We start from the raw sequence: 24,235 nt of genomic DNA, 5'->3' as shown, positions 1-24,235 counted from the left end.
CGGCGGCGACGTGACGGCCTGAGCGGGGCCGTTGGTCAGACGGCGGCGGTGCGGTCGGAGACGAGGCCGGCGACGGCGAGGTAGGTTGCCGGGAGGGTGTCGCGGCGGTGGGTCCAGCGGGCCAGGCCCTTCCAGCGCTTGTGGTCGGCGAGGGCGTGCTCAACGGGAATGCGCTGAGACGAGTGCTCATGGCGAGCCTGTTCTCGAGCCTCGTGGACTTCAGGCGCGGCAATCTTGTTCGGCTTCTTGGGCGGTGTGACGGCCTTGCCGGGATGGTCCCTTCGGAGGCCCAAGTAGCCGTCGTCGAGAAGCACTTGGACTTTGGGGAACTGGCGGAAGAGATCGTCGATGCCTTCGCCCCTTATCGCGGTGGTGTCGTGCATGCGTCCGGGGCGGAGGTTCCCGGCCCAAAGGGTGCGGCCCTTCGCGTCGGCGACGACGGTGGCCTTCATCGTGTTCTGCTTCTTCTTGCCGGAAACGTAGGCCCGACGCCCACCGCGGTGCGGGGTCGGGCGGCGGACCTGGACCTCGGTGGCGTCCAGTCGCAGCACGACGCCCTCGGCCTGCGCGTAGGCGAAGACGTCCGCGAGAGTCCGCAGCCGCATCCCGGGCCGGTCGGGCACCGCGAAGCCGCGGGCGGCGAGCAGGCCCCTGATCTCGCCGACAGCCCGGCTGATCGTGGAGCGGTCGACACCGAACAGCAGGGCCAGGACGGCATGGGGCAGGTCGTGGCGCAGGTGGATGAGCGTAGCGGTCACCCGGTCGACGAACACGAGCCGGTGCCTGGCACCCGCTCCGGCGGCCCGTCGACGCACTCCACCACGGGCGACATGCCGCCGTCCCTCAACCTCGGCCTGCCAGGGAGACGCGAGCTCGGCGATGAGCTCCGCCAGGTGCCGGCGCGAGATTCCGGTCAGCACCCGGTGGCCGAGGACCGCACGGTTCACCATGATCATCATGTCGTCAGATCATGCCGCCTACAACACTGCTGGTCACATCGCCGCCGCTATCACGCACCAGGTCGTAAGTCCATTGGTGTTCGCCTCAGTTCAGGTGAACCTTCCTGAACATCGGCGTCGTGACTCGAACGCGATCTTCGAGCCTTCGGGAATGGCGGTTGCCTTGTCAGCGCGTGTGGTCTCCGAGCGCGTGTCGGTTCCAAGTTCCGCCGGCTTCAGTGACGAGCCGGGTGGCGGCCTCGACGGCGGGCGGATCGGTCAGCGCCGGGCGTCTTTGGGAGCCAGCAGGCTTGTCACCTCGGAGATGGCCTCCGCCGAGGGCTTGAATGCTGCCTCGCCTGAACGAGCTTGAGCAGGACCTCCTCGACGCCAGCCGCCGCAGCCGCCGGCCCGTCGTCGACCTCGGCCTTCCCCGGCCCCGACCGTCCCTGCCACCGGAGTACTCACTTCCATGAAGCCTGCCATACGAGTCAGCTCTCGTGCGTCCATCCCCCGCTGGAGGCCCGTCCGCCAGCGGCGGGGAGCGGCTGATGTCTCACGGAATCGGCTACGGCTTGGTCAACCGCCGGTGCCACCAGGGGCAGCTCGGCGAGTCCCACCAAGGGCTAGTGGCGGCGATCGCGCTCGGCGCGGTGCGCTGGTCGCGGCGCTCCAGGCGGTGCGGGAGGAGGTGAGGGAGCGGATCCCGAAAGAATTCCGGGTCCACCTGCAACCTCCACGCCCCCCGCACGTCTGATGAGTGAGCGGCCGGAAGCCGGAACCGGCCGCGCATCACTCGGTCACCAAAAGGGGGAATTCGCATGCGCAAGAACAGCCGTGTCCTGAACCGGGCCCGTCGCCTCGCCCCGACGGTCGCGCTCACCGCGGCGCTGGTCGCGGGCGGCGCCGCGACGGCCGCCCCGGCCTTCGCCGACACCGGCTCCCACTCCGTCTCCGGCGTCGGCGTATTCGGCAATGAGGTCGTGTCGGGCAAGGGGGCGCCCACCGCGAACCGGTGAGCAACCCGGGACGGACCGCCGGTCGGCGCCGGTGCCGTGGCCTTCGCCCCGGCCCGGCCCGGCGCCGTCCCCGGCCGACCGCCCTTCCGTTCACGGCCCGTCCGGCGCTCCGGACGGGCCGTGAACGTTCGGCGCCGCCCAAAGAACGGGCAGGGCGAGGTGGTCGCGCAGGGTGGGGCCGGCGGGGGCGGCGCGGCCCACCGTCCCGGGCGGGTGCGGCAGGCGGCGGGCCGGCGGGCGTCAGGCCGGCGGAGGCGGGACGGTGACCGGGGAGGAGGCACCGGGGAGGAGAAGGCGGGGCGTGCCGGTGCCGTCGGCGGGGGTGGCCCAGACGTCGGGGGCCTGGCCCGCCCGGGCCGGGAGGGCGTAGGCGAGGGTGGCGTCGTCGAGCCAGGCTGCCTGGTCGTCGACACTGCGGGTCTCGGCCAGCGGGTGTTCGTGGAGGTCGGCCAGATCGAGGACGTGGAGGCGCCAGGGCGCGGCGGGATCGGCGGAGACCTTCTTCTTGAAGGCGATCCGGGTGCCGTCCGGGGAGAGCGAGGGGCATTCCACGTTCTCCCGCAGGGTGCGGGCCGACCAGGCCTTGAGGTCGCCCTCGACGAGGTGGGTACGGCCGGCGGTGGAGACGGTGGCGTAGAAGCGGTTGTCGTCGGCGGCGAAGTTGACGCCCCAGTAGTTGACGTCGGCGGCGTGGTAGCGGGTGCCGCCGATCGTCAGCGGGATCTCCTCGACGGACTTGATCAGGTAGCCGGTGCGCAGGTCGAGGATCGAGGTGCGGGTGGAGAAGCGGTCCGCCGCGTAGGAGTCGCCGACGGCGAAGGTGGTCCAGGAGAGCACCTGGCCGGAGGGCGAGACCCGGGCCCGGTTGGGGATCCCGGGGACGATCACCGACCGGAGCTCGGTGAACCGCCGGTCGTAGACCACGGCCTGGGTCCGAGCGGGGGTGCCCGGCAGGGCGCGCAGGCACAGGGCGCGGTCCCCCGCGGCGTAGAAGCGGGCGCAGGACGGGCCGCCGGGCTCGCCGCCCGGGCTGCGGGCGACGCGGCCGGTGGCGGTGTCGCGGTAGTAGAGACCGGGCTGGTCGAGCGTGAACGAGACGTCCGCGGCGACGGGTTGCGGTCCGCCGTCCCGTTGGCGGGCGTGCACCACGTAGCCGAGGGAGCCGCCCAGGAGGACGAGGGCGGCGAGGACCAGCAGGAGCGTTCGCGACTTCATCGGCGCGCCTTCCTTCCCGGGAGGATCCGCCAGGCGGCGGTGAGTGCGGCGGCCAGGGCGAGGGCGGCCGCGACGAGGGCCGGGCTCGGCCCCCACCACGTCCAGGCCGCGCCGAACCCGGCCGCGCCGACCAGACGGGCCAGGGCCTGTCCGGTCTGCAGGACGGCGAGGCCGCTCGCCCGGCCGGCGGCCGGGAGCGCGGGCGCGGCCAGCGCCATCAGCACGCCGTCGGTGGCGGCGTAGAAGACGCCGAGGAGGACCAGGACCAGCACGGCGGTCGGCAGGCCCGACGGGACCAGGAGCGTCAGGTAGGCGGCGAGCAGCGCGCCGTGGCCGAGCAGGAACGGGATCCGCCGTCCGGCGCGGTCCGCGATCCGCCCGGCGGGGACGGCCAGCAGCAGGTAGCAGGCCGCCGCGCCGAGCGGCAGCAGGGGGAAGAGCGCGGCCGACAGGTCGAGGCCGCGCTGGAGGAGGAGGTAGAGGAAGGAGTCGCCGACGGTCGCGGCGCCCAGCAGCGCGGCGGCCGCGACCACCCGGCGGAAGGCGGGGTCGGCAGTCGACCGGGCCGCCGTGCCGGCCGGGCCGGGTGCGGCGTTCGGCCCCGCGGCCGGGGCAGCGGGGCCGTCAGCGGTCGGGGCAGCGGACGGGAGCGCGGACGGGAGCGCGGACGGGACCGGGCGGGTCGATGCGGCCCGCGGCGGCGGTGCCGACGGGTCGGCCGGGACGAAGAGGCCCAGCACCACGACACCGAGCAGGCCGGTGGCGAAGCTGACCACGAACACCGCGTCGTACGCGTCCGCGGTCGCCCACAGCACCACGAAGGCGACCAGCGGGCCGAGCAGCGCCCCGGTCGTGTCCATCGCCCGGTGCACGCCGAACGCCCGGCCGAGGGTCTCCGGCGGTGCGCTGAGCGTGATCATCGCGTCCCGGGGTGCGGTGCGCACGCCCTTGCCGAGCCGATCCGCGGCCATCGCGGCGGCGATCCCGCCGGCGGCCCCGCCGGCCATCAGCAGGCCCAGCCGGGAGAGCGCCGACAGCAGGTAGCCCGCCCCCGCGACGGTCCGGTGCCGGCCGGCGCCGCGATCGGCGAGCCGCCCGCCGAGGAGCCGGACCAGTGCCGTGGCTCCGTTGAACAGTCCGTCGAGGAAGCCGAACTGGAGGGGTGAGAGGCCGAGGCCCAGGACCAGGTAGAGCGGCAGCACGGCGGTGACCATCTCCGAGGAGACGTCCGTGACCAGGCTGACCGCGCCGAGCGCGACGACCGTGCCCGGGACGCGCCGCCCCACCCCGGCGGGGCGGGGCGGCGCGTCCGGACGACGGCCCGTGGTGGCCAGGTACATCATCAGTGGCAGCTGTAGGTCGGGCTGGTGTCCTTGGCCTTGCCGTCCGTCCCGACGAAGCTCCAGCCGTACCCGGAGTCGGTGAAGTCCAGCTTCAGCACGCCGTAGTCGCCGCTGATCCGCTTCTGGCTGTTCGGCTGGACCTGCTCGATCGGGTACGGCTCGGCGCCGCCCATCCCGCCGACGATCTCGACGATCCCGTCGGCGGTGGCCTTCCCGTCCGGGTCCTGCGGGGCGAACCGCTCGTAGTGGTGGTCGTGCCCGTTGAGCACCAGGTCCGCCCGGGCGTCGTAGAGGATCCGCCACACCGGCCGGGAGACCGGGTCGTTGCCGTGCCCGCCGGAGGAGTACAGCGGGTGGTGCCAGTAGGCGGCGACGCACTTGCGGGTGTTGGCCGCGAGGTCGGCCTTGAGCCAGTCGATCTGGGCGCTCTGGTCGAAGGCGTTGGAGTCGAGGGCGACGAAGTGCCAGTTCCCCTCGTCGAAGCTGTACCAGCTCTTGCCCTGCGGGTAGGCGATGCTGCCGAAGTACGCCTTGTACCCGGAGAGCGAGCCGGCCGGGTCGTACGTCTCGTGGTTGCCGGGGACGGGGTGGGTCTTCGCCTTGAACGCGCCCCAGCTCTTGTCGTAGTAGGCGCGGAAGTCCGACAACCGGGCGTCGTCGTACTGGTTGTCACCCATCGTCAGATAGAACTTCGGGTCGATCCTCTGGGCGAGGGCGGCGGTCTTCGGGTGCGCGCAGGCGCTGTCCGAGGCGGTGCACTGCGCCGCGATGTCACCGGCCGCGACGACGGTGAACGCCCCGCCCGGGGCGGTCCCGGTCGGCGACGGCGTGGCGGTCGGCGACGGCGTGGCGGTCGGCGAGGGCGTGGTGTCCGTGATCCCGTAGACCTCCATCTCGACCAGCGAGTACCCGTAGGACGTGCCGCGGGCCGTGCCGTACATCCGGACGTACCGGCCCTTGCCGGTCAGCCCGGTCCAGTCGTCCGTGCCGCCGTTGCCGGCCTTCTCCTCGGCGACGGTGGTCCAGGTCGCCCCGTCCGCCGACATCTCCAGCCGGTACGCCTTCGCGTACGCGGCCTCCCAGGAGAGCTTGATCCGCGAGACGGTGGCGTTCGCCCCGAGGTCGACCCGCAGCCACTGCGGGTCCTTCCCCTCCGCGCTCGCCCACCGGGTACCGGTGTTCCCGTCGAACGCCTTGCCAGCCGCGTAGGACGAGCCCTCCGTGGACGAGGCCGTGGCGGCCTTGCCCCGCGAGAGCAGCGGATCGGCCGCCGCTCCCGCCCGCCCGGACCAGCCGAGCAACAGTCCGCCGACCAGCACGAGCACCGCGGCGAACACTCCGATGTGAACAGGCCTTACCGAGACTTGGGGACGCATCCCTGAACTCCCTGACCTAGAACGACGGCGAGAGCTGGACTCCGGCGGGGCCCGCACGCGATCCCCGCCGGTCGAGCGGTGGTTCCCTCACCACCGCGGCGGCCGGGTCAGAGCTCTCGCTGAGCGCGTCACGCCCCGATCGAGGGGGCGCCGCGCCAAGCCGCCGCCGAGAGCCTAGTGAAAAGTAAAGTTTCCTGACAATAGTCCGGGCGTGCCGAAATCCCGTGCGGATCGACGGGCACCGGCCTACGGGCGCCCTGGAGCGGCGACCCGAGGGTCCCGTCCGTGGGGGGTGGCGCCAGGTGCCGAGGCAGAGCCGGCCCGGGATCTGCACTCCCGTGGCCCGCACACCGCGCACCAGGCGCCACGGCTCACGGACGGCCGTGACCTTCTGCACTGCCGGGAGCGGTACCCGCACGGCTGTGGGAGCAGGCGGGCAAGGACGGTTCGGGACGGCGTGGGAGCGGCGCGGTGGGCATGACCGGGATTGAGCAGCGCCAGTGTGGAGGGGCCTGGCGGTTGGCCGGTGCGACCGGAACAGCACCGGTGACGACCAGCGCCACCGGCGGGTACCCGGCACGGTGTGGCCGAGCCAGGTGCGCCGCAGCCGGCCGACGGGTCAGGAGCCCGGGCAGAACTCCGCCTTCAGCTCGGCGGTGAACAGGTCGATCGGCCCGCTGCCGCCGTTCAGCCAGTCCCCGTTGACGTTGGTGGAGAGCAGGTGGCGGCCGTCCCGGCTGCCGTAGGTGTAGGTCCACGAGCCGTTGATGGCGCCGCCCATGCCCCAGACGGTGGTGCAGGGCAGGTTGACGGAGCTGACGCCCAGGCCGTAGGCGGTGTCCTTGATCCACTTGTCCGCCGGCGTCCGGACCATCGTGAACATGTCCTGCTGCTGGGCCGGCGGCAGCAGTCGTCCGCCGAGCAGGGCGGCGAAGAAGGTGTTGAGGTCGCGGGTGGTGGAGATCATGTCGCCGGACGCCCAGCCCCAGGACGGGCTCAGCTCGGTCACGTCGTAGTCCGGAGTTTTCGGGTCGGTGTACCCGAGGTGGGAGTACTCCTGCCCGTGCGGCCCGTGGATGGTGACGTCGTCGGAGGCAGGTTCGTAAGTGCTGGTGAGGCCGAGCGGGGCGGTGATGCGCTGCCGGATCTGCTGGGCCAGGGTGCCGTCGGAGGCCCGTTCGACGATCATCCCGGCGAGGACGTAGTTGGTGTCGGAGTACGTCCAGTCGGTGCCGGGGGCGAAGTCGGGCTGGTGGGCGCGGGCGATGCCGACGAGCCGCTCGGGCGTGAAGTCGTCGAAGCGGTGCTGCAGGAAGGGCTCGTGCCAGAACTCCTTCCCGATCTCGTCGTCCGTGGCGAAGTTGGGGACCCCGCTGGTGTGGTTGAGCAGCTGTCGGACGGTGATCCGGTCGGGCTGGTAGCCGGGGGCGTCGAGGACGCCGGGCAGCCAGTGCTCCACGCTGTCGTCCAGGCTCAGCCGGCCCTCGGCGGCGAGCTGGAGCACGACGGTGGAGACGAAGGTCTTGGTGGTGCTGCCGATCCGGAACCGGTCCTGCTCCTGGCGGGGCCGCCCGGTGGTGATGTCGGCGACGCCCGCCTCGCCGAACCAGCGGTGGTGCCCGTCCCGCACCTCGGCGACGGCGCCGGGAAGTCCACCGGTCCTCACGCCCTGGTCGAGCACAGCCTGCACGCCCGGGCGGCGGTCCCGCTGCCCGGCCTGCCCGGCGGCCTGGTCGGCGAACACCGGCGCGGCGCTGGTGACGGTGGCGGCGAGCACGGCCCCGGTGAGCAGGGCGGTGACGGCGGCGCGGGTGGTGGTCCTCATGGTGTGTTCCCCCTCGGCGGTGCTTCCCGTTGGCGGACAGAACGCTCCCGCGAATTCACGACACCGTCAACATCAACTCCCTGGCTACTTCCGCATCATCGCAGTTCAGTTGGCAAACTTCCTTGCAATGGGGCTGCTTGTGAATGCAACATCTCTGCGCTTCCATTGCAACAACGCGGGCATCGGGCGGATACTCTCCTGACCATCGCCAGGAACCCGCGCAGGGAACCCGAGAGGACGAGGGGACGAGGACGGATGCCCGGAGGTCGACTGACCCAGCAGGACCGCCGCCGGATCGCCACCGGCCTGGCCGAGGGACTCGGCTACGGCGAGATCGCCCGCGGCCTCGGCCGGCCGACCTCGACCGTCACCCGCGAGATCGCCCGCAACGGCGGCCCGTCCGGCTATCAGGCCGAGCGCGCCCAGCGCGCGACCGCCCGGCGCTCCCGCCGCAGCCGTACCGCGCCCGCCCCACGCCCGACCGCCCCGGACCCCGGCGGCGCCGACCGGAATCCGGCCGCCGTCGGCGAATTCGTCGACCAGCTGGCCGAGTTGCTGGTGCACATCGGCATGCCCCGGATGGTGGCCCGGGTGCTCGGCTGCCTCTACGTCACCGACGAGGGCAGCCTGACCTCCGGCGACCTGGTGCGGCGGCTGCAGGTCAGCCCGGCCGCCGTCTCCAAGGCGATCGGCTACCTGGAGGGGCAGGCGTTGGTCCGCCGGGAGCGCGACGACCGGCAGCGCCGCGAGCGGTACGTCATCGACGGCGACATCTGGTACCGCGCGTTGCTGGCCAGCGCCGAACGCAACGCGATGCTCGCCGGAGTCACCCGCCACGGCGCCGAGTTGCTCGGACCCGCCACCCCCGCGGGCGCCCGGATGGACGACGCGTCCGCGCTGCTGGATCGGATCGGCCAGGACATCGTGCGGTCCGTCCGGCAGTGGTACGAGGAGCGCGGCCCGGTCCCGTCCTGATCACTCGACGACCCGAGCCCCTCCCGGCCGCCGATCAGGCCGCCCCCCGGCCCCCGGCCCCGACTCCCAGTCGACGGTCAGCCCGCTCCCAGCCGCCTGTCAGGCTCTCAGCACCCTCTCATCCGCCGCGCCTAGCCTCCGCGCATGAACGTCTCCCTGCTCGACGGCTGGTTCCCCTGGACGGTCCAGGCGGCCGCCCTCGCCCTGTTCCTGACCGCGGTGGGCCGACGGGACCGGACCTGGCAGCGCACGTGGGGTCCGATTGCGCTCGGCACGGCGCTGGCGATCACCGCGGTCGTCGCCGCCGCCGTGCTCTCCCTGTCCGGGATCACCGATCCGATCCCGTTCGGGGTGTGGCTGTGGAGCGGGGTGGCGATCGGGGCGTTCTCGGTGCTCGGCTTCGGCTGGCGCAGCGCCCGGTGGTGGCGGCGGGTGCTGGTGCTGCCGGCCGCGCTGCTGGCCCTGTTCTGCGCCGCGAACAGCGTGAACATGGCCACCGGCTACTACCCGACGGTCGACGACGCGATCGGCGAGCTCGGCGGCCGGCCGCTGCCGGACCAGATCACCGTGGCGGACCTCGCCAAGATCCACGGCAAGACCAGGACCGGACGCATCGTCCAGGTCGACATCCCGGACACCGCGAGCGGCTTCACCCACCGCCAGGAGCTGGTCTACCTGCCGCCCGCCTGGTTCCGCAGCCAGTCCCGGCCCAGACTGCCGGTGCTGGAGATGATCGGCGGCGAGTTCGCCGCGCCCGACAACTGGATCCGCTCCGGCAACGCCGTGAAGACCGCCGACACCTTCGCCGCCCAGCACAACGGCTTCGCCCCGATCCTGGTCTTCGTGGACGCCACCGGCGGCTTCCGGGTGGACACCGAGTGCGTGGACGGCCCCCACGGGAACGCGGAGAGCCACCTGCTCAAGGACGTCCCGCCGTACATCGAGAAGACCTTCAACGCGGCCACCGATCCGCACAAGTGGGGCGTGGCGGGCTGGTCCATGGGCGGCACCTGCGCCGTCGACCTGGTCGTCGAGCACCCCGACCGCTTCACCCACTTCGGAGACTTCTCCGGCGACAAGGGCCCGTACATCGGCGACAAGGACCACACCATCCAGGAGCTGTACGGCGGCGACGCGGCGGCCTGGGCCGCCCACGACCCGCTGACCGTGCTCGGCGCCCACCACGGCAAGTACCAGGGCGTCTCCGGATACTTCGGCCAGGGCGACGAGGAGCACGGCCAGATCGAGTCCGCCAAGGCCCTGGAGGCGGCCGCCAAGAAGGACGGCATCCGCACCACCGACGCGGTCGGCTCCGGCAAGCACTCCTGGCAGACCGGCGCCGCCACCTTCACCCAGGCCCTCCCCTGGCTCGCCGCCCAGCTCGGCGTCCCGGGCAGCCACGTCTAGAGGATCACTGAGAGCCCTTCGGGTTCCGGCCTCACCCGGTCCGGGATGAGGCCGGACTGCCGTGTGTGCAGGGGGGCCGGGCTGGTGGAGTAGCCAGGCCTCGGTCCGGACAGCTCGTCCGCGAGCAGAAGGGCCCGCGGCCCGCCGAGCCCTTCCCCCTCGACCGTCCCTGGGCCGGCCTGTCGACCCGGATCACCGACTGGGAGGAGACGGAGGAGAGGATGATGCTCCTTTCCGGCCGACCGCGCCGGTGACGGGATGCCACGTGGGGGTTGGAATGGACACAGGGGCAGAAGATCGCGAGCGCTGGGTGCTGGACCCGCTGGTGAGCGTGGGCCCTCTGCGGTTCGGCATGTCCCCGGAGCAGCTCCAGGAGACGCTGGGCGAGGACACTACGGGAGGCGTCCGCAGTGGTGGCCTGCTGGTGTGGCGCCGGTACTCCCGGCTCGGGGTGAGCACGATCCACGGGCCGAAGGAGGAACTGGTGGCTGTGGGGGTCGACGCGAACCGGGGGCCGCTGGTGGTGCTGGAGGACGTGGTGCTGGTTGCCCGGGCACCCTCCCAGGCCCGTGCGGACATCAGCCGCCTCGCGCTCCGGCACGGGGCGAAGGTGCTGCTGAACGCGGAAGGGGAGCCGGATGTACCGGCCTGGGGCGTCTCGATCGGCGTGACCCAGCAGTGGGTGCCGGACGCCGAAGGGTTCCCACAGCGCGGGAACGCCATGCTCACCGACCTCCTGGTCGCCGGGCCCCAGTTGGCCGACGACCCGCACAGCAAGCGGAACCTCGCCGGCTGGCGCAGCACCTCCCGCCGCCCCGCCCCGCCCCGGCCCCAGGGCCGTGGACGCTGGTGGCCGAGCGGGACCGGCCGCGCTGGGAGTGCCTGCCACTGGAGGGGGTCGGCCCTCTGCGGTTCGGGATGACGCCGGAGCAGGTGTCGGCCTCCCTGAGCAGGGAGGTTCCGGCCGAGCACCGCACCTACCACCCCTTCCCCGCCGGCACCCCCTGGGAGACCCAGGGCGACCCCACGGAGGAACGCCTGACTGAAGAGCGCTTCGAGGGCGCCGGAGTGCGCACGCACTACCGGGGCTGGGAAGAGGGCAACGGCCCGCTCCTCGCCGCTGTCACCGTCCTCGGACGGACTGGGCCTCAGGTCCTCTTCGGCGGCATTCCGCTGATCGGCCGACAGGTCACGGCCGTCGAAGCGGACATCACCCACTACATCACGGACAACGACCTTGGCCTGCGTTTCGCCTGTCGCGGGGACCTGGAGGTCGACGGGCTCGGCGTGTGGGTCCGTTCTGCGCGCGTCGGAGACACCACCGTCAGCGAAGCCCGGATCGGTGCCGAGCAGTGGGAGGAGGAGTGAGCCCCGGCAGAACTCACACCCGAAACCGGCCCACGCTCAGCCGACCACGGGAGAGGCGACCCCGAGCTTCGGAGAGATCCGGGACAGGGTGGTGCCGATCGCTACGGCGCCAGACGGGCTCGACGGTGCCGGGCGACGTGCTGGCCACCGACAACCGGGTCCCACTGGCCAGAGCCGCCTGAGAGGGATCCGACGACGCCGAACCGGTCACGAAGGGCCGCCTACCAGGGAACGGTCCGTCAGGACCGGCCGTCCCGGCGGCGTCGCCGAAGTGCTCACCGACACGGCGAACGGTGGCTCGGCATACGGTGCGGGCGGAGGGATGCGTGGGTGGGGCCTGGGAGATGTTCGCTCAACGCGCGGCGGACTCCTCAGCGTTTCGTGGCGGACGAACCCCGCCACGCCACCGCGGCCGCCCCGGCGCCCAGGGCCGTGCACAGCGGCGAGTAGTACCGCAGGTTCTGCCGCCGGAACCGCTCCGTACGCTCGCTGACCCGCCCGAACACCACCGGCCCCGCCACACCGCGCGCCAACAGCACTCCGGCCACCGCCAGGACCCCGGCCCGCCGCACCGCCGGCGGCCCGACCCGCGGCAGCACCCGCGCCTCCGCTCCCACCACGTACGACGCCGCCCCCAGCAGCCCCGCCACCGCCAGGCACGCCCCGGCCGGCGGCCGCCGAGCTGCGACGTCGACCTGGCACGCTGTGCGAAGGGCAGGCGTCCGCGCTCGGTCCTGAGCACCGACGTGGGCGTCGACGCCGAGTCGGGAATCCGCGGCTCCGTGGTGTTCCAGATCCTCGCGGACGGCGTCAAGGTCGCCGACAGCGGGACGCTGACCGGCACGAAGGCAGCCGTACGAGGAGGAACCATGGAGCAGTCCGTCACCGACAACACCGAGAAGTCCCGGCTTCGAGATCCAGGACGACGGCGAACTCGCCGGGCACCGATGCTGCTGCTCGGCCGTGGGCATCACAGGTGGGGGCACCGGGCAGGCGGCCGACGATAGGCAGAGCTGTGAATGCCTCGGCGTAGTCGGCACCGCTGCGCCTTCCCCACAGTCGCCCGGCCTGTTCGGCCATGGGGCCGAAGTGGTCGTCGATCGGCTGGGACTGGTGCGTGCGCAGGGCGCGCATCTTGGTGTCGAAGGTGTCGGTGACGTCGACCAGGGCGGTGGGGGCACCGGGGCGCCGAGCAGAGCGGCGCGGCTGCGCGCCACCACGTCTTCCACCGGCACGGGCAGCGCCGCGTCGGCTGCAAGTGCTGCGATCACCCCGCGCACGGGCAGGCCCGCCAGCCGGCGGTAGCGCTCGGTGGGGACGGCGATTCCGTGCGGTGCGAGCGCGGCTTCCAGAGCCATGCGGCGGGCGGCGGTGTTGTCGGCCACGGTGCCGTCCCAGTCCACGATCACCGCCTCAACGCCGACCAGGTGCTGCTCGGAGTCCGGCATGGGTGACCGTCCTACGGTGGAGGACTTGACCGTCGGGGCCAAGGACGGCAACTTCGGCGGGCGGGGGCGGAGCGTCCCAGGGCCACAGCAGTACGCCGAGACCGGGAAGGCGGACCGGCCGGCTGCCGGGCCGGACGGTGACCGGACCCGGGAGATCGCCGGGGAGCAGTACGCCCACCAGGCGTCAGGGCGTTGGTGACGCAGGGGATGCCGAGTTCGCGGGTGATGATCGCGGTGTGGGAGAGCTCGCCGCCCGTGGTGGCCACGACGGCGGCCGGACCGGTGAGCAGCGCCGGAACCGCTTCGGGGCCGAGCGCCTTGCAGATCAGCACGCTGGCGGCGATATCGGCGCCAGCGGATAGGACGGCGGGCCTGGTGGCGGTGCCCCGGGGGCAGCCGCGATTCCGTGCAGCACCTGCTCGTCGGCGAGTTTCGCCTGGGTGGCGGTGGTGATGTCAGTGAGCGGTGCGGTGAGCGGGCGGGCCTGGACGAGGTGGAGCCTGTCGTCGAAGTCGATCGCCCACTCGATGTCGACGCGTTCCGGTCTGAGGGCCTCGGCGGCCCGGGCAGCGGCAACCAGGAGCCGCTCACGCCTCTCGGTGCTCCCGGCGGCGGCGAGGCGGGCGGCCACCCCCTCCAGGGTCACCCAGCCGCTCACCGGGCACCACCCGCCGGCGTCGCGGTGCGGTACAGCCGCTCCTCCAGGCCGGGGTCGGCGTTCAGGGCGGGCGGCAGCAGGTACTCCGTGGCGGTGCACGAGCCGTGGGCGCGCACCCCGCGCCCGGTCATGCACTGGTGCGCGCCGACCGCCCACACGCCCACCGCCGTGCTGCCCGTCAACCGGGCGACCTCCTCGGCGACCTGGGCGCCGGGGCGCACCTGCAGCTGCAGCTGCAGGGCGTGGGCGTACTCCTGGACGATCGTCACCCGCACCCTCCGCCGGGGCCTGCGACACATCCGGCTCCAGTCACCCCTCATCGAGGGATGTCCGGCCGACACCGGCCTGTCACTCGCTCCACCGACTCCGCCCTGAGAATCTCAGCAACTGAACGGCGTTGGCACTGGACGTCGGCGGTACCCATCGGGCTCCCCGCTTCCCCTGCCGTCCGGCGCGGCGGCTCGGCGGCGCGCCTTCGTGCAGCGCGCGGCTTGGTCGAGCCGATTCCGCGGCACCGCCGAAACACCGGCGCTCCGGCGGTTCGACCACGGTATTCCGGCGCTCCGTCGCCGGCCGGAACAGCCGGGGCGAATATGACGCCCAGTCATCGGGAAGTCACGCATTTCCGTGGCCGGCGCACACCCGCGATATCCGGGGCCCGATTCCGACGGACGGATCTCCGTAGTCGATTCGTCACGCCCCGCATTCGCTCCGCCCGGAATTCCACGCACGACACGTGGTCCGCGCGGGACTTCCGGACGGGGTACGGAAACCTGGGTCGCCGACCCGGCCTCGACTAGAGGTCGAGAGCGGCCTCGATGCGCTTGAGACCGTGCCGGGCGAGCGCAAGGTTGGCGCGCGAGCGGTCCACTGCCAGGTAGAGGAAGAGCGAGCCGTGACTGCGGGTCAGCGGGCGGATCAGGTGGTACTGGGTACCGAGGGTGATCAGGATGTCCTCGATGACATCGTCGATCGACAGCGCGGCCAGGGCGCGTATCTTCGCGCGAACGACCTCGGTGTTGGCGGCGGCCGCAATCTCCAGGTCGAGCTGCTGCCCCCCGCCGAGGAACCCGAGTGACATACCGCTCTCGTAGTCGGCCACGGCCACTCCGATGGCCCCCTCGATGGCCATCGCGTCCTTGAGTGCGTCGTCAATGTTCATGCGCTGTTCGTCCTTTACGTGACTTCCGGGCAGAACTCCCGTGTGCGGGAACAAAGTAGCAAGAAGCCACCGGTTGTGGTCGCCTCGTGAAAATGATGGAATAAAGTACGCTGCCGGGGTTCAGAACGTGAAGGGGTACTGGTGCGCGCACTCGAAGCTTCCCTCGCCGATGTGCTCGGCTCCCCCGGAGTGGTCGGTGCCGCGCTCGTCGACGCCGTCACAGGTCTCAGCTACCAGTCCGCCGGGGACCACCGGCTGCTCGGGACCGGGGCCGAACTCGCCGAGCTGACCAACCTGATCGGCGAGCGGCTGTACGAGGCAGGGGCGGAGAGCGAGTTGGAGAGCCTGGTGGTCACCAGCACCCGCCATCACCAGATCGTCCAGGTGGTGTCCCGGAAGGGCGACCCCCTGCTGCTGGCCACCGTGCTGGACCGGGAACGGACCAACCTGGCGCTGGCCGTCCGCCAGACCGCCGACCGCGCGCAGGACTTGCTGGCATGACCGACCCGTCCCACGACACGGCGCCGCCCGCCGTGCCCGCAGCTCCCACGACGCCGGCCCCGCCCACCGCCCGCAACGTGCCCGCGCTGCTGCTCGCGCTGCGCCGGACGGAGTTCACCGGCTCGGTCACCGTCTCCAGCGCACCGGGCGGCACGATCCACCTGGAGCAGGGTCTGGTCGCCGCGATCGAGACCCCCGGGGCCCCGACCGCCGAGACCCTGCTGCTGAAGTCCCGGCGCGTCGGCGAGGAGGAGTGGGCGTCCGCCGAGACGGCCGCGTCCGCCGGCCGGCCGGCCGGCGCTGCCCCGACCTGGGGCGGCGACCTCGGCGCGGCCCTGGTGACTCAGGGGTCGATCGGCGCCGCCGAGCTCGAAGCCGTCTGCGCCGCCGCCGCCTTCGACGGGGCCTTCGCCCTGGCACTGAGCCCGCCCGGCAGCTGGGAGACGGCCGAGGCGGCGCCGCCTGCCAGGATCGCGCTGCGCCCGGGCATCGAGCCGGAGCGGCTCTTCGAGGAGACCGCCCGGCGGACGGCCCTGCTGACCCGCCTCTGGGGACCGCCCGGCGAACTGGCCCGCATCCGGATCCGTCCTGCCGCCCGGGCCGAATCCGGCGCGCTGCGGATCCCGGTCCGCCAGCGGGAGATCCTGGCCGCCGCCACCGGCCGCCGCACCGCGCGCGACCTCGGCTTCGCCCTGGGACGCGGTGTGTTCGCGGTGCTCCTCGACGTCGTACGGATGGACGCCCGGCACCTGCTCCACCGGGAACCGGCGCGCCCGGCTCCCCTGGCACCGAGCGTGGCCCCGCGCATGCCGACGAGCGAACCGCCGCCGACCGACACCGGGCCGCTGCCGCGCCGCGTCCGCAGCGGACGCGGCGCGGGTGGTCCGGGCGGCCCCGGCGGCCTGCCCGCCCGATCCGAGGGAGCGGCGGCCGCTTCCGACGGTCCACCGAACACACACCGCGCCGAGCACACCGCGCGCACCGAGACGACCGAGCAGAGCGAGAAGAGCGCACCATGAGCAGCCAGACACCGACCGCCGTGCTGGTCGACGAGTTGAAGTCCCTCCGCGACCGGGTCATGGGCATCTCGGAGAGTGTCATCTCCACCACCGACGGCCTGTTGGTGGCCGCCGACACGGCCACCGTCCACCCCGAGTCGGCCGCCGCCCTCTCGGCCGCCATGCTCGGCCTCGGCCGGCGCACCGCGGCCGAGGTCGGCGTGGGCGGCCTGCGCGACGTGGTCACCCGCTGCAACAGCGGCTACGTCGTGGTGCTGGCGATCGGGGAGCAGGCGCTGCTGATGATCCTGGGAGACGAGGGCCTCGACGTCGCCGGCCTGCACCGCGAGTCGCCCGCCACGGTCCGCCGCCTGAGCGAGCTGCTCGGGATGGTCCCCGCGGTCTAGGCCCAACGCCGTTCGGTTACTGAGGTTCTCAGGGCGGAGTCGGTGGAGCGAGTGACAGGCCGGTGCCGCCCAGGCATCCCTCGATGAGGGGTGACTGGAGCTAAATGTGTCGCAGGCCCCAGCGGAGGGTGCGGGTGAGGTGGTCAACGTCGGTGAAGGCGGTGTTCGCCATCGAGCCGCGTCGCAGAAGTGACCAGAGGCCTTCGACGGGGTTGAGGTCGGGTCCGTACGAGGGCAGCTGGAAGACCGTCAGCCAGCCGTGCCCGGCCGGGTACTGCTTCATGACTGCGGCCGGGTGCGTGTTCCGGTTGTCCCGCACCAGGACGACCGGGCCGGCGAGTTGGATGTGCGCGCGAACGGCGAGGTCGCGGTAGTCAGTCCGGGCGAAACTCTTCATGCCCGGCCGGTTGAACCTGCCGTCCACCGGTCGGCGCACGGCAGGGGCGGGGCTACCGGCAGCGGGTCCGGTTCGGGCGCGCCGGCCGCCTGCCAACTCGCCGACGGCACACTTCCGTGGTTTGCCGACGAATCACCTCACAATGGGTCGCGACTCGACTACGAGAGGCGACATCATGCCGATGATCCTCATCAAGGGCAGCTACCTGATCAAGGGCTTCGAACCGGACGGCGACACCATCCGCTTCCTCCCCGACGACCCCACCCTCTGGTCCAAGGTCCCCGGCGGGGTCAAGGTGAAGGACGGCGGCGCCAGCTTGCGGCTGGACGGGATCGACGCCCTGGAGACGCACTACCAGGGCGTCGGCCCCGAGTTCGCCCACCAGCCGCTCGACCTCGGCGCCCACGCCGCCCGGGATGTCCTGCTGGCCTGGCTGGGCTTCACCGACGTCCAGCGGGGAGGGGACGAGAAGGTCACCTCCGCCACCCCGGAGACCGTCTCCGGGTACATCCTCGCCAGCGGCGCCGACAAATTCGGCCGCTGCGTCGCATTCGTCGGCAGGGGCACGCCGGACCCGGACACCGCGAGCGGAACGTCGGTCATGGTCACCGTCCCGATGGTGCACCAGACCGCCAACCACGAACTGCTGTCCCGTGGCCTGGTCTACCCGACGTTCTTCTCGAACCTGCCGGAGGAACTGCGCCTCGACATGGCCGCCACCGCCCGACAGGCACGGGCCACGAAGGCGCCCGACAGCGTCTGGGTCAACGACGTCACCCACACCGGCGCCGTGATCGAGGACCTGGGCAGCCTCACCGACCAGCTGGTCATCCTGCCGAAGCTGTTCCGCAGCCTGGCCGACTACCTGCGGCTCTTCGGCCCCTCCCTCGACGGCTTCCACGCCTTCCTGGCCGGCAAGGACGACGAGTACTTCTTCTCCGACCCGAGGTTCACGACCGGGGGCCTGCAGCACGTCGTCGACGTCATCGGCAACACCGTCAAGCTGCGCCCCGCCATCGAGGACATCGTCTTCCTCGAGAAGTGAACGGGAGGACGCCCACCATGCCACCCACTGCCGACTTCCGCGGCCTCTCCGAGCACCTCACCGGTGCGGCCCCGCTCGACGCCCGGCTCTCCGACGCCTTCCAGCAACGCGTCCTCGCCGCCTACCCCGCCGATCTCCCCCGCCTGCTCACCGCCTGGACCACCGCGACGGGCGCGCCGGACCCGGGCAAGGCCCTCCAGGACGACCTGGACGCCGACGCCGCGCTCGCGCTCACCGCGCGCGCCGTGATCACGGTCTGGTACACCGGGCTGTTCCCCCACCCGGACGGGACGCCGGATCCCCCCGGCACCTCCGCGCAGTGGCGCTCCGGCCTGATCTGGAGCGTGATCGAGGCCCACCCGGGCTCCGCCGCACCGCAGCCGCCCCAGCCCAGCGGGTACGGCTACTGGACCCAGCACCCCTGAGCGAGCGAGGAACCGACCCCATGGACTTCGATTTCGACCTGGTCGTGGTGGGCGCGGGCGTCGCCGGGGCGCTCACCGCCTGCACCGTGAAGGCCGCGAAACCCGGCGCCCGCGTCCTGATCCTGGACGCCGGGAACAACGGCCTCGACGCGACGCAGCGGGCCGCGTTCGTCGAGGCCTACCAGCTCTCCCCCGGCAAGGGCGTCCCGACGCCGTACGCCGATCTGCTGAACAACAAGGACGGCTTCGCCCCCTCCCAGGACGGTGTCGGCGATCCGGTCGTGATGAACCAGTACTACGACCAGAGCGGAACCACCGACCTGTTCAAGAGCGGCTTCCAGCGCATGACCGGCGGCAGCACCTGGGCCTGGCGCGGCAACACCCCCCGCTGGCTCGCCAACGACTTCCGGCTGAACACCGTCTACGGTCGCGGAGTGGACTGGCCCTTCGACTACGACGAGTTGGAGCCCTACCTCGTCCGGGCCGAACAGGAGTTGGGCGTCTCGGGCGACGACGCCGAGTGGGCGTCCCTGACCCGGCGCAGCGCCGACTTCCCGATGCCGGCCATCGCCCCGAGCTACGGGGACCTGGTGGTCCGCGAGGCGCTGGCCGGCATGCCGCCGATCGACAACGTCGAGGCGGTCCCGATCACGACCCCGCAGGCCCGCAACTCCCGGGAGTACCAGGGGCGCAGCTCCTGCCAGGGCAACTCCAGCTGCCTGCCGATCTGCCCGTCCGGGGCCAAGTACGACGCCGGGCACCACGTCGGCAAGGCGGTCGCGCTCGGCGTCGACCTCAAACCCGCGTGCGTGGTGACCAAGGTGGTTCCCCAGCAGGACGGCTCCTCCACCGTCGTGTTCAAGGACTGGACCACCGCCGACCTCGCCGAGCAGAGCGTCACCACCCGGCAGCTGGTGCTGGCCCTCAACGCGGTCGAGATCCCCAGGCTCTGGCTGATCTCGGGCCTGCGGAACACCAGCGACCAGGTCGGCCGCAACCTGATGGACCACCCCACCGACGAGGTGGTGGGGCTGCTCGCCGAGCCGGTCTTCCCGTTCCGCGGTCCGCAGAGCACGCTAGGCATCGAGAACTTCCGGGACGGCCCGTTCCGCAAGGACACCGGGGGCTTCCGGATGACGATCGGCAACGACGGCTGGGGCCGTACCCAGTCACCGGAGGCCGCGCTCGACGCCCTCATGTGGGACAAGGCCGCCCGGAAGATCCTGCTGACCGGCGCGGAGCTCCAGGAGGCCGTCAACCACCGGGTCACCCGGATGCTGCGGTTCAGCTACTCCACGGAGCAGCTGCCCAACCCGGACAACCGGGTCACGCTCTCCGACAAGCTCGACGTCCTCGGCCTGCCCCGCCCGAAGATCGCCTATCGGGTCGACGCCTACTCCAAGGCCGCGCTCACCTACGGCCACAGCGTCGCCCACCGGATCTGGCAGTACCTCGAAGGCACCGTCGGCGCCACGGAGATCGCCCCCGCCGCCCCGGCCGGGACGTACAAAGGCTCCGGCCACCTGATGGGCACCATGCGGATGGGGACCGCCGCGGCGGACTCCGTGGTCGACCCGTCCGGTCAGTCCCACGACCACCCGGGCGTCTGGGTCGTCGGCTCCGCCGTGTTCCCCACCGGTGGCACCTCCAACCCCACCCTCCAGCTGGCCGCCGTCACCCTGCGCACCGCCGACGCCCTCGCGGCCGCCCTGTAGGACGGTGGGGCTGCCGAACGACCGGGGCGCGGCACCTCCGAGGGTGCCGCGCCCCGGTCGTTCTGTGCTCGAACCGCCACGGCTGGCGCCCGGGCCGGAGCGGGCGCAGATGTACCGGGCCCATTCGCCGGTCACCTTGTGGAAACCGCGGTAACGGCCGTAGACCAGCCCGCTCCCCTGTCAGCGCTCACTGCGGCCTCTGAGCTGATCGCCCCGACGCTGGCTGACGCGCCGACCACACCTTCGCCGGTCGGCTGGGCGAAAGCAGCGATTGGGGCTCGCTCTGGAGATCGTCAAGCGCGGCGACGACGCCCCGGGGTTCGTGGTGCTGCCCAGACGCTGGGTGGTGGAACGCACGCTGAGCTGGCTGATGCGCTCGCGGCGCCTGGTGCGCGACTACGAGTCGCTGCCCGCCGTGCATGAGCAGATGGTGCTGTGGTCGATGACGATGCTCATGAGCCGCCGGCCGGCCCGGCGGCGAGCGTGAACCGTCCCGGGGTGGGTTCGGGCCTTCACCCGTGAAGGCCCGGACCCGCGCTCGAGGGTGTCATACAGCACGGTCCGGTTCGCGGAACGGTTGTGGATCCGCAGCACGCGATGCCCACGTGGCGTCCCGGCTCCCCCCGGACACATACGCGCCGAATACAGAGGTGTCGAGATCCTTGAGGGACTCCAGTACCAGAGTGGCAATCGCAAAGCGAGGATCGCAGCGATCAGCGGCCTCGGGCACGGCGACGACCGTCATCCGGGCTGACACGCCGGCGAGGACGCCGTTGAGCGAGTCCTCGATCACAACGCATTCGTCGGGTGACGCGCCGAGGGCGGCGGCTGCGCGGAGATAAGCGCCCGAGTGGGGCTTGCCGTGTTCGTCGTCCTCGGCCGAAAACACGGCATCGAAAGATCGGTCAAGGCCGGTGCTCGCGAGCGCATGCCGAATCACCGACTCCGGCGAGGATGACACGACGGCCATCGCCCTCGATGCACGCGCGCACGCCGCGACGGCGTGTTCGGCACCGGGTTTCAGCGCCACTGCCTCCAGCCCACGGCACACGGCGGCCACGATCTGCTGCTCGACGTCGTCGGGGTCGGCTTGAATGGTGGCCCGATCGAACCAGTAGGCCACCATGTCCCTTTGCCGCAGCCCGCGCGTCGCCGCCTGCATCTCCGCTGTGAGGTGCAGGCCGAGCGGACCGAACACCTCACGCTTTGCCGCGTCCCAGATCGGCTCGGAGTCGATCAGAAGGCCGTCCAGGTCGAACAGGACAATCGGTTGCATCGCTTGCTCTTTCGTTGGCGATCCCGCGAGGACGAGACCGATTCGCTGCCCCGCCGTGCATGAGCAGATGGTGCTGTGGTCGATGACGATACTCATGAGCCGCCGGCCGGCCCGGCGGCGAGCGTGAACCGTCCCGGGGTGGGCTCGTCGGCCCAGCCCCGGTCGGCCGACCGCTTCATCCTCGACCGAACTCCTTCCACACGTGCCGGAACCGGCTCCAGTCCGAGTACCGCAGTGATCTCCTGACAGGACATCACCGGCTTCCCGCCGGATGCTTGTTCGGTGAGCGTGGCGTGGATGCGCCGGCAGTGGGGAGCGAGCGCGTCCGTGGAAAGCGCGGGACGCCACACCGGGACGATCGAGCCCGATCGCGCGGCCCTCGGTAGGGGAACCTCGGCGGGCGCGTTCGTCGCGGGCTCCGACCCGGAAGGCTCACCGGATCCCGGGCCGGCTTCACCTGCCTGTGCGGGTCGCGGCCCGGACAGAACCTCGCCAACGCGCTGCCGGGCGATCAGCCGCTCGTGCCAGTCCGTCTCCGCTTCGGCGAGCTCAGCGAGTACCCGGTCCGCGACCTCCCGAAGCTCCTCCACGCGCTCACGCGCGGCCAGCTCCCGCTCCTCCAGGAGACCCACCGCCGACGCCATCCCGGCACCTCCACCAACGAGACAACCCAACGGCCCGAGCATGCCTCACCATGCTGGCATCATGCCTGAACTGCGGAAACCCGCCGATCAAGTTCGGTACGACAATGGCTTCTCAGGTCAGGCATCCGATCGACGAGCTCTCGCACGCGCCCGCGTCGTTGCGCAAGACCTGACTGTCGGCCACGCACCCGTGGTGCTTCTCGGGGCGTTGCGCACCCCGCAGCGCCCCCGCGGCGCTGGGTCCGTCCGGTGGACATGGGGCCGGCAGGACACGGCACCCGTGCGTGGGGTCGGCTGGTCAGCTGAGGTCGAACTGCCAGTACGCGGTGTCGCGGTACCCGGGCGACTTCGGGGCGACCTCCACCGTGACCGGCCCGCCCTCCCTGTCGGGCTTCACCCGTACCGGCACGGTGCGCTTCTGCTCCGTGCCGAGGGGCGGCGTGAGGGCGGTGACGGACGCGGCCCCGTCGAGGAAGGTCATGCCGGGGGCAGGGACGGGAGCGTGGCCGGCGCCGGGGGCGGCGGTGGGGGACGGGACGCCGGAGTCGAGGGCTTTCCCCGGGCGGACGACGACGGGGGCGGAGGCACCGGTCGTGCCGAGGCCGGTGTCGGGGGACGTCCCGCCCGGGCGCAGTTCCCTGCCGGTGCCGTTGTCGTAGGTGATCGTGAAGCTGTAGCTGTTGTCGGGTTCCCGGTGGGGCGGGCTCACGGTGATCCTCAGGCCGTCGTCGTAGCGGGCGGTCCCGCCGGCGCCCAAGGGCTCGACCACGGTTCCGGGACCTTTGACATACCCGTGCTGGGTCAGGGAGTCCTCAAACTCGGCCAGCACCATGGCTCCCACGACGACCAGGGCGGTGAGGAGCGCCACCGCGATCCCGCAACCGGTGGCCCAGCGCGGGTCGACGGAGGGCCGGGGGTGGGCGGGAGCCGCGTTCGTGTCCATGCTGATCACCGTAGGAAACGGCCGGTCGGAAGCGCATGGGCGAGCGTACTCAAGAGCCGCCTGAGTAGTGCCGAGGCGCCGCCGGCGGGGCGTCCATGCACTGTCTGAGCAATCCCCGCGAGCGCGGGGCCGACGTGAGGGCGACCGAGTCGGGGGTCCGGGTGGTCGAGCAAAGCGCTCGCGTCTCGGGTCCGAGAGGGCGCGAGGCGGCATGTCATCAGGCCGCCCAAGGCAGTCGCAGTGCCTCGATCTCAGGGTCGTTCAGCAGCGCTTCGACGAGAGCCGGGGGCCCGACGACCTTGGTGCCCCACAGGTCGTAGTCGGTGCACAGGACCCATGAGCGGTCCTCCGCCCAGAGGTTGGACGGGCTGAAGTCGGCCTCGGGATTCTCGTAGAGAATCCCGGCATCGCCGAGGCGGCCGGCCCTCACATGGAGGTTGTCGAAGTCGGCGGCCCTCAGCATCAGCGGGTTGTAGTAGGCCAGACAGGGAGTGTCCGGACCCGCGGGGCTGTGCTTGGTGAGGACGGCGATCAGCCGGTTCCAGGTCTCACGGTCCAGGCTCCCCTCAGTGGGCGGGACGATACCGAGCGGCCAGCTCCCCTTCTTCTTGGCCGAGGGGAAACAGCGGTGGGACGGCAGCTGCCCCTCAGGTACGACGGGATCGCCGGTGCGCCGGGCGAGTTCCGTCCAGCGCAGCCGCCGCCAGCCGCGGCCGGGGTACTCGGCCCGGCCCAGCCCGCCTCCCGTGGCGATGCCCACTTCGAGGTCGATGCCCGCCAAGGTGACGGGCTGGATGCTCCCCTCCGCCAGACGCGCCTGGCGGTACTCGTGGTACGACACCTGGGCCGGCCCCTGCTCGTGCTCGTACATGGCGTTGAGCACCCAGACGGCATCGGGCATCGCGGGTGGCATGAACCCGGTCACACCATCGCCGCACAGCTCCAGCAACCAGTCGGTCGCATCGGACGGCGCGAGCGGCCACAGGCCTGACAGCAGGTTCGATTCCTCGGTCATGCGTTCATGATCCCAGTCGCGGCCACGGCCCCAAGGGGCCGGCACCATGCAGCCGCCCCGCTGTGCGGGCACGTTCCCGTGCACCTGGCCGGGTAGCCCGGGAGGTGTGCCCCGACACCAGTGTCCGTGACAGTC

29 protein-coding genes and 1 pseudogene are annotated in these 24,235 nt (G+C 72.0%); 15 read left to right on the top strand and 15 right to left on the bottom strand.

Translation table 11 applies throughout. From position 1 onward, the window contains the following. Positions 1-35: 35 nt before the first annotated feature. Positions 36-950: a transposase family protein gene (locus ACFVUY_RS24725; RefSeq protein ID WP_387733359.1), complete on the bottom strand. Its 915-nt coding sequence runs from the start codon at positions 948-950 to the stop codon at positions 36-38. Between ACFVUY_RS24725 and ACFVUY_RS24720 the strand changes: the two genes are divergently transcribed. Both ACFVUY_RS24720 and ACFVUY_RS24715 read left to right on the top strand, forming a co-directional pair. Then, entirely contained in the window at positions 949-1,311 is a 363-nt protein-coding gene (locus ACFVUY_RS24720; protein WP_387733303.1) for a hypothetical protein, read from the top strand. The two genes, ACFVUY_RS24725 and ACFVUY_RS24720, sit on opposite strands and share 2 nt — an antisense overlap. Before the next feature lie 448 nt (positions 1,312-1,759). After that, entirely contained in the window at positions 1,760-1,957 is a 198-nt protein-coding gene (locus ACFVUY_RS24715; RefSeq protein ID WP_387733301.1) for a hypothetical protein, read from the top strand. A gap of 240 nt (positions 1,958-2,197) precedes the next feature. Here the strand turns inward: ACFVUY_RS24715 and ACFVUY_RS24710 are convergent, their stop codons facing one another. From ACFVUY_RS24710 to ACFVUY_RS24695, 4 genes are all read right to left on the bottom strand, one after another. Continuing rightward, on the bottom strand, positions 2,198-3,172 hold the full coding sequence (locus tag ACFVUY_RS24710) for a hypothetical protein (protein WP_387695772.1): 975 nt from the start codon (positions 3,170-3,172) through the stop codon (positions 2,198-2,200). Further along, entirely contained in the window at positions 3,169-4,512 is a 1,344-nt protein-coding gene (locus ACFVUY_RS24705; protein WP_387733356.1) for an MFS transporter, read from the bottom strand. Before ACFVUY_RS24705 ends, ACFVUY_RS24710 begins: the two co-directional genes overlap by 4 nt. A gap of 2 nt (positions 4,513-4,514) precedes the next feature. Next, entirely contained in the window at positions 4,515-5,891 is a 1,377-nt protein-coding gene (locus ACFVUY_RS24700; protein ID WP_387733299.1) for a discoidin domain-containing protein, read from the bottom strand. A gap of 619 nt (positions 5,892-6,510) precedes the next feature. Then, the gene (locus tag ACFVUY_RS24695) at positions 6,511-7,716 is read right to left on the bottom strand and encodes a serine hydrolase domain-containing protein (protein ID WP_387733297.1); all 1,206 of its coding nucleotides are present in this window, start codon (positions 7,714-7,716) and stop codon (positions 6,511-6,513) included. Positions 7,717-7,971: 255 nt separating this feature from the next. Between ACFVUY_RS24695 and ACFVUY_RS24690 the strand changes: the two genes are divergently transcribed. The 4 genes from ACFVUY_RS24690 (at position 7,972) to ACFVUY_RS24675 (ending at position 11,466) form a co-directional block, all read left to right on the top strand. Next, a complete protein-coding gene (locus ACFVUY_RS24690) occupies positions 7,972-8,691 on the top strand; it encodes a MarR family transcriptional regulator (RefSeq protein WP_387733294.1) in 720 nt (239 codons plus the stop codon). 144 nt (positions 8,692-8,835) lie between these two features. After that, positions 8,836-10,098, top strand: a complete 1,263-nt coding sequence (locus ACFVUY_RS24685) for an alpha/beta hydrolase (RefSeq protein WP_387695767.1) — start codon at positions 8,836-8,838, stop codon at positions 10,096-10,098. Between the two features lie 277 nt (positions 10,099-10,375). Beyond that, positions 10,376-11,020 (top strand): hypothetical protein, encoded by a 645-nt coding sequence (locus ACFVUY_RS24680; protein WP_387733292.1) that lies wholly within the window; start codon positions 10,376-10,378, stop codon positions 11,018-11,020. Then, positions 11,017-11,466, top strand: a complete 450-nt coding sequence (locus tag ACFVUY_RS24675; protein WP_387733289.1) for a hypothetical protein — start codon at positions 11,017-11,019, stop codon at positions 11,464-11,466. Before ACFVUY_RS24680 ends, ACFVUY_RS24675 begins: the two co-directional genes overlap by 4 nt. 371 nt (positions 11,467-11,837) lie before the next feature. Here the strand turns inward: ACFVUY_RS24675 and ACFVUY_RS24670 are convergent, their stop codons facing one another. Then, on the bottom strand, positions 11,838-12,260 hold the full coding sequence (locus tag ACFVUY_RS24670) for a DUF3995 domain-containing protein (RefSeq protein WP_387733354.1): 423 nt from the start codon (positions 12,258-12,260) through the stop codon (positions 11,838-11,840). On the opposite strand from ACFVUY_RS24670, the gene ACFVUY_RS24665 reads away from it, so the two are divergent. Together ACFVUY_RS24665 and ACFVUY_RS24660 are read left to right on the top strand one after the other, a co-directional pair. Continuing rightward, on the top strand, positions 12,213-12,473 hold the full coding sequence (locus ACFVUY_RS24665) for an NPCBM/NEW2 domain-containing protein (RefSeq protein ID WP_387733352.1): 261 nt from the start codon (positions 12,213-12,215) through the stop codon (positions 12,471-12,473). The genes ACFVUY_RS24670 and ACFVUY_RS24665 overlap by 48 nt on opposite strands. 439 nt (positions 12,474-12,912) lie before the next feature. Further along, positions 12,913-13,113, top strand: a complete 201-nt coding sequence (locus tag ACFVUY_RS24660) for a hypothetical protein (RefSeq protein WP_387733369.1) — start codon at positions 12,913-12,915, stop codon at positions 13,111-13,113. Between the two features lie 49 nt (positions 13,114-13,162). Here the strand turns inward: ACFVUY_RS24660 and ACFVUY_RS24655 are convergent. The 4 genes and pseudogenes from ACFVUY_RS24655 to ACFVUY_RS24640 form a co-directional block, all read right to left on the bottom strand. Next, positions 13,163-13,246, bottom strand: a pseudogene (locus ACFVUY_RS24655) (hypothetical protein); the annotation flags it as partial. Further along, entirely contained in the window at positions 13,240-13,572 is a 333-nt protein-coding gene (locus ACFVUY_RS24650; RefSeq protein ID WP_387733286.1) for a hypothetical protein, read from the bottom strand. The gene ACFVUY_RS24650 and the pseudogene ACFVUY_RS24655, both read right to left, overlap by 7 nt. Next, positions 13,569-13,841, bottom strand: coding sequence for a GTP cyclohydrolase I (locus ACFVUY_RS24645; RefSeq protein WP_387733284.1), 273 nt, complete (start codon positions 13,839-13,841; stop codon positions 13,569-13,571). The genes ACFVUY_RS24650 and ACFVUY_RS24645 overlap by 4 nt, the downstream gene beginning before the upstream one ends. A gap of 527 nt (positions 13,842-14,368) precedes the next feature. Further along, positions 14,369-14,734: a hypothetical protein gene (locus ACFVUY_RS24640; protein ID WP_387694742.1), complete on the bottom strand. Its 366-nt coding sequence runs from the start codon at positions 14,732-14,734 to the stop codon at positions 14,369-14,371. Between the two features lie 141 nt (positions 14,735-14,875). Here ACFVUY_RS24640 and ACFVUY_RS24635 point away from each other — a divergent pair, with 141 nt between their 5' ends. Genes ACFVUY_RS24635 through ACFVUY_RS24625 form a run of 3 tightly spaced genes read left to right on the top strand, consistent with a single transcriptional unit; the run spans position 14,876 to position 16,640 of the window. Continuing rightward, complete coding sequence (locus ACFVUY_RS24635) at positions 14,876-15,235, top strand: hypothetical protein (RefSeq protein WP_387694741.1); 360 nt, start codon at positions 14,876-14,878, stop codon at positions 15,233-15,235. Next, positions 15,232-16,254 (top strand): hypothetical protein, encoded by a 1,023-nt coding sequence (locus ACFVUY_RS24630; RefSeq protein ID WP_387733282.1) that lies wholly within the window; start codon positions 15,232-15,234, stop codon positions 16,252-16,254. Before ACFVUY_RS24635 ends, ACFVUY_RS24630 begins: the two co-directional genes overlap by 4 nt. After that, positions 16,251-16,640, top strand: a complete 390-nt coding sequence (locus tag ACFVUY_RS24625) for a roadblock/LC7 domain-containing protein (RefSeq protein ID WP_371521909.1) — start codon at positions 16,251-16,253, stop codon at positions 16,638-16,640. The genes ACFVUY_RS24630 and ACFVUY_RS24625 overlap by 4 nt, the downstream gene beginning before the upstream one ends. Positions 16,641-16,740: 100 nt before the next feature. On the opposite strand, the gene ACFVUY_RS24620 is transcribed toward ACFVUY_RS24625, so the two are convergent. After that, positions 16,741-17,037, bottom strand: coding sequence for a transposase (locus ACFVUY_RS24620; RefSeq protein WP_387733280.1), 297 nt, complete (start codon positions 17,035-17,037; stop codon positions 16,741-16,743). Positions 17,038-17,212: 175 nt separating this feature from the next. On the opposite strand from ACFVUY_RS24620, the gene ACFVUY_RS24615 reads away from it, so the two are divergent. The 4 genes from ACFVUY_RS24615 (at position 17,213) to ACFVUY_RS24600 (ending at position 20,709) form a co-directional block, all read left to right on the top strand. After that, positions 17,213-18,082, top strand: coding sequence for a nuclease (locus ACFVUY_RS24615; RefSeq protein ID WP_387733278.1), 870 nt, complete (start codon positions 17,213-17,215; stop codon positions 18,080-18,082). A 17-nt stretch (positions 18,083-18,099) separates the two neighbouring features. Beyond that, a complete protein-coding gene (locus ACFVUY_RS24610) occupies positions 18,100-18,507 on the top strand; it encodes a sugar dehydrogenase complex small subunit (protein ID WP_387733275.1) in 408 nt (135 codons plus the stop codon). A gap of 20 nt (positions 18,508-18,527) precedes the next feature. After that, positions 18,528-20,222, top strand: a complete 1,695-nt coding sequence (locus ACFVUY_RS24605; RefSeq protein WP_387733273.1) for a GMC oxidoreductase — start codon at positions 18,528-18,530, stop codon at positions 20,220-20,222. A gap of 271 nt (positions 20,223-20,493) precedes the next feature. Beyond that, positions 20,494-20,709 (top strand): transposase, encoded by a 216-nt coding sequence (locus ACFVUY_RS24600; protein ID WP_387733270.1) that lies wholly within the window; start codon positions 20,494-20,496, stop codon positions 20,707-20,709. A gap of 60 nt (positions 20,710-20,769) precedes the next feature. On the opposite strand, the gene ACFVUY_RS24595 is transcribed toward ACFVUY_RS24600, so the two are convergent. The 4 genes from ACFVUY_RS24595 to ACFVUY_RS24580 form a co-directional block, all read right to left on the bottom strand. Then, positions 20,770-21,498 carry an HAD family hydrolase gene (locus tag ACFVUY_RS24595; RefSeq protein WP_387733268.1) on the bottom strand — a complete coding sequence of 243 codons (729 nt, stop codon included), beginning with the start codon at positions 21,496-21,498 and terminating at the stop codon, positions 20,770-20,772. Positions 21,499-21,590: 92 nt separating this feature from the next. Next, positions 21,591-22,142, bottom strand: a complete 552-nt coding sequence (locus ACFVUY_RS24590) for a hypothetical protein (RefSeq protein WP_387733266.1) — start codon at positions 22,140-22,142, stop codon at positions 21,591-21,593. Positions 22,143-22,440: 298 nt separating this feature from the next. Beyond that, positions 22,441-23,085 (bottom strand): hypothetical protein, encoded by a 645-nt coding sequence (locus tag ACFVUY_RS24585; protein ID WP_387733263.1) that lies wholly within the window; start codon positions 23,083-23,085, stop codon positions 22,441-22,443. 217 nt (positions 23,086-23,302) lie between these two features. Further along, positions 23,303-24,100: a hypothetical protein gene (locus ACFVUY_RS24580; protein ID WP_387733261.1), complete on the bottom strand. Its 798-nt coding sequence runs from the start codon at positions 24,098-24,100 to the stop codon at positions 23,303-23,305. Between the last annotated feature and the right edge of the window lie 135 nt (positions 24,101-24,235).

The organism is Kitasatospora sp. NPDC058063 (genome assembly GCF_042885395.1).
Lineage (GTDB): Bacteria > Actinomycetota > Actinomycetes > Streptomycetales > Streptomycetaceae > Kitasatospora > Kitasatospora lactacystinica.
The sequence above is the reverse complement of the archived record's forward strand: the minus strand, read 5'-3'. Positions and strand labels throughout refer to the sequence as shown.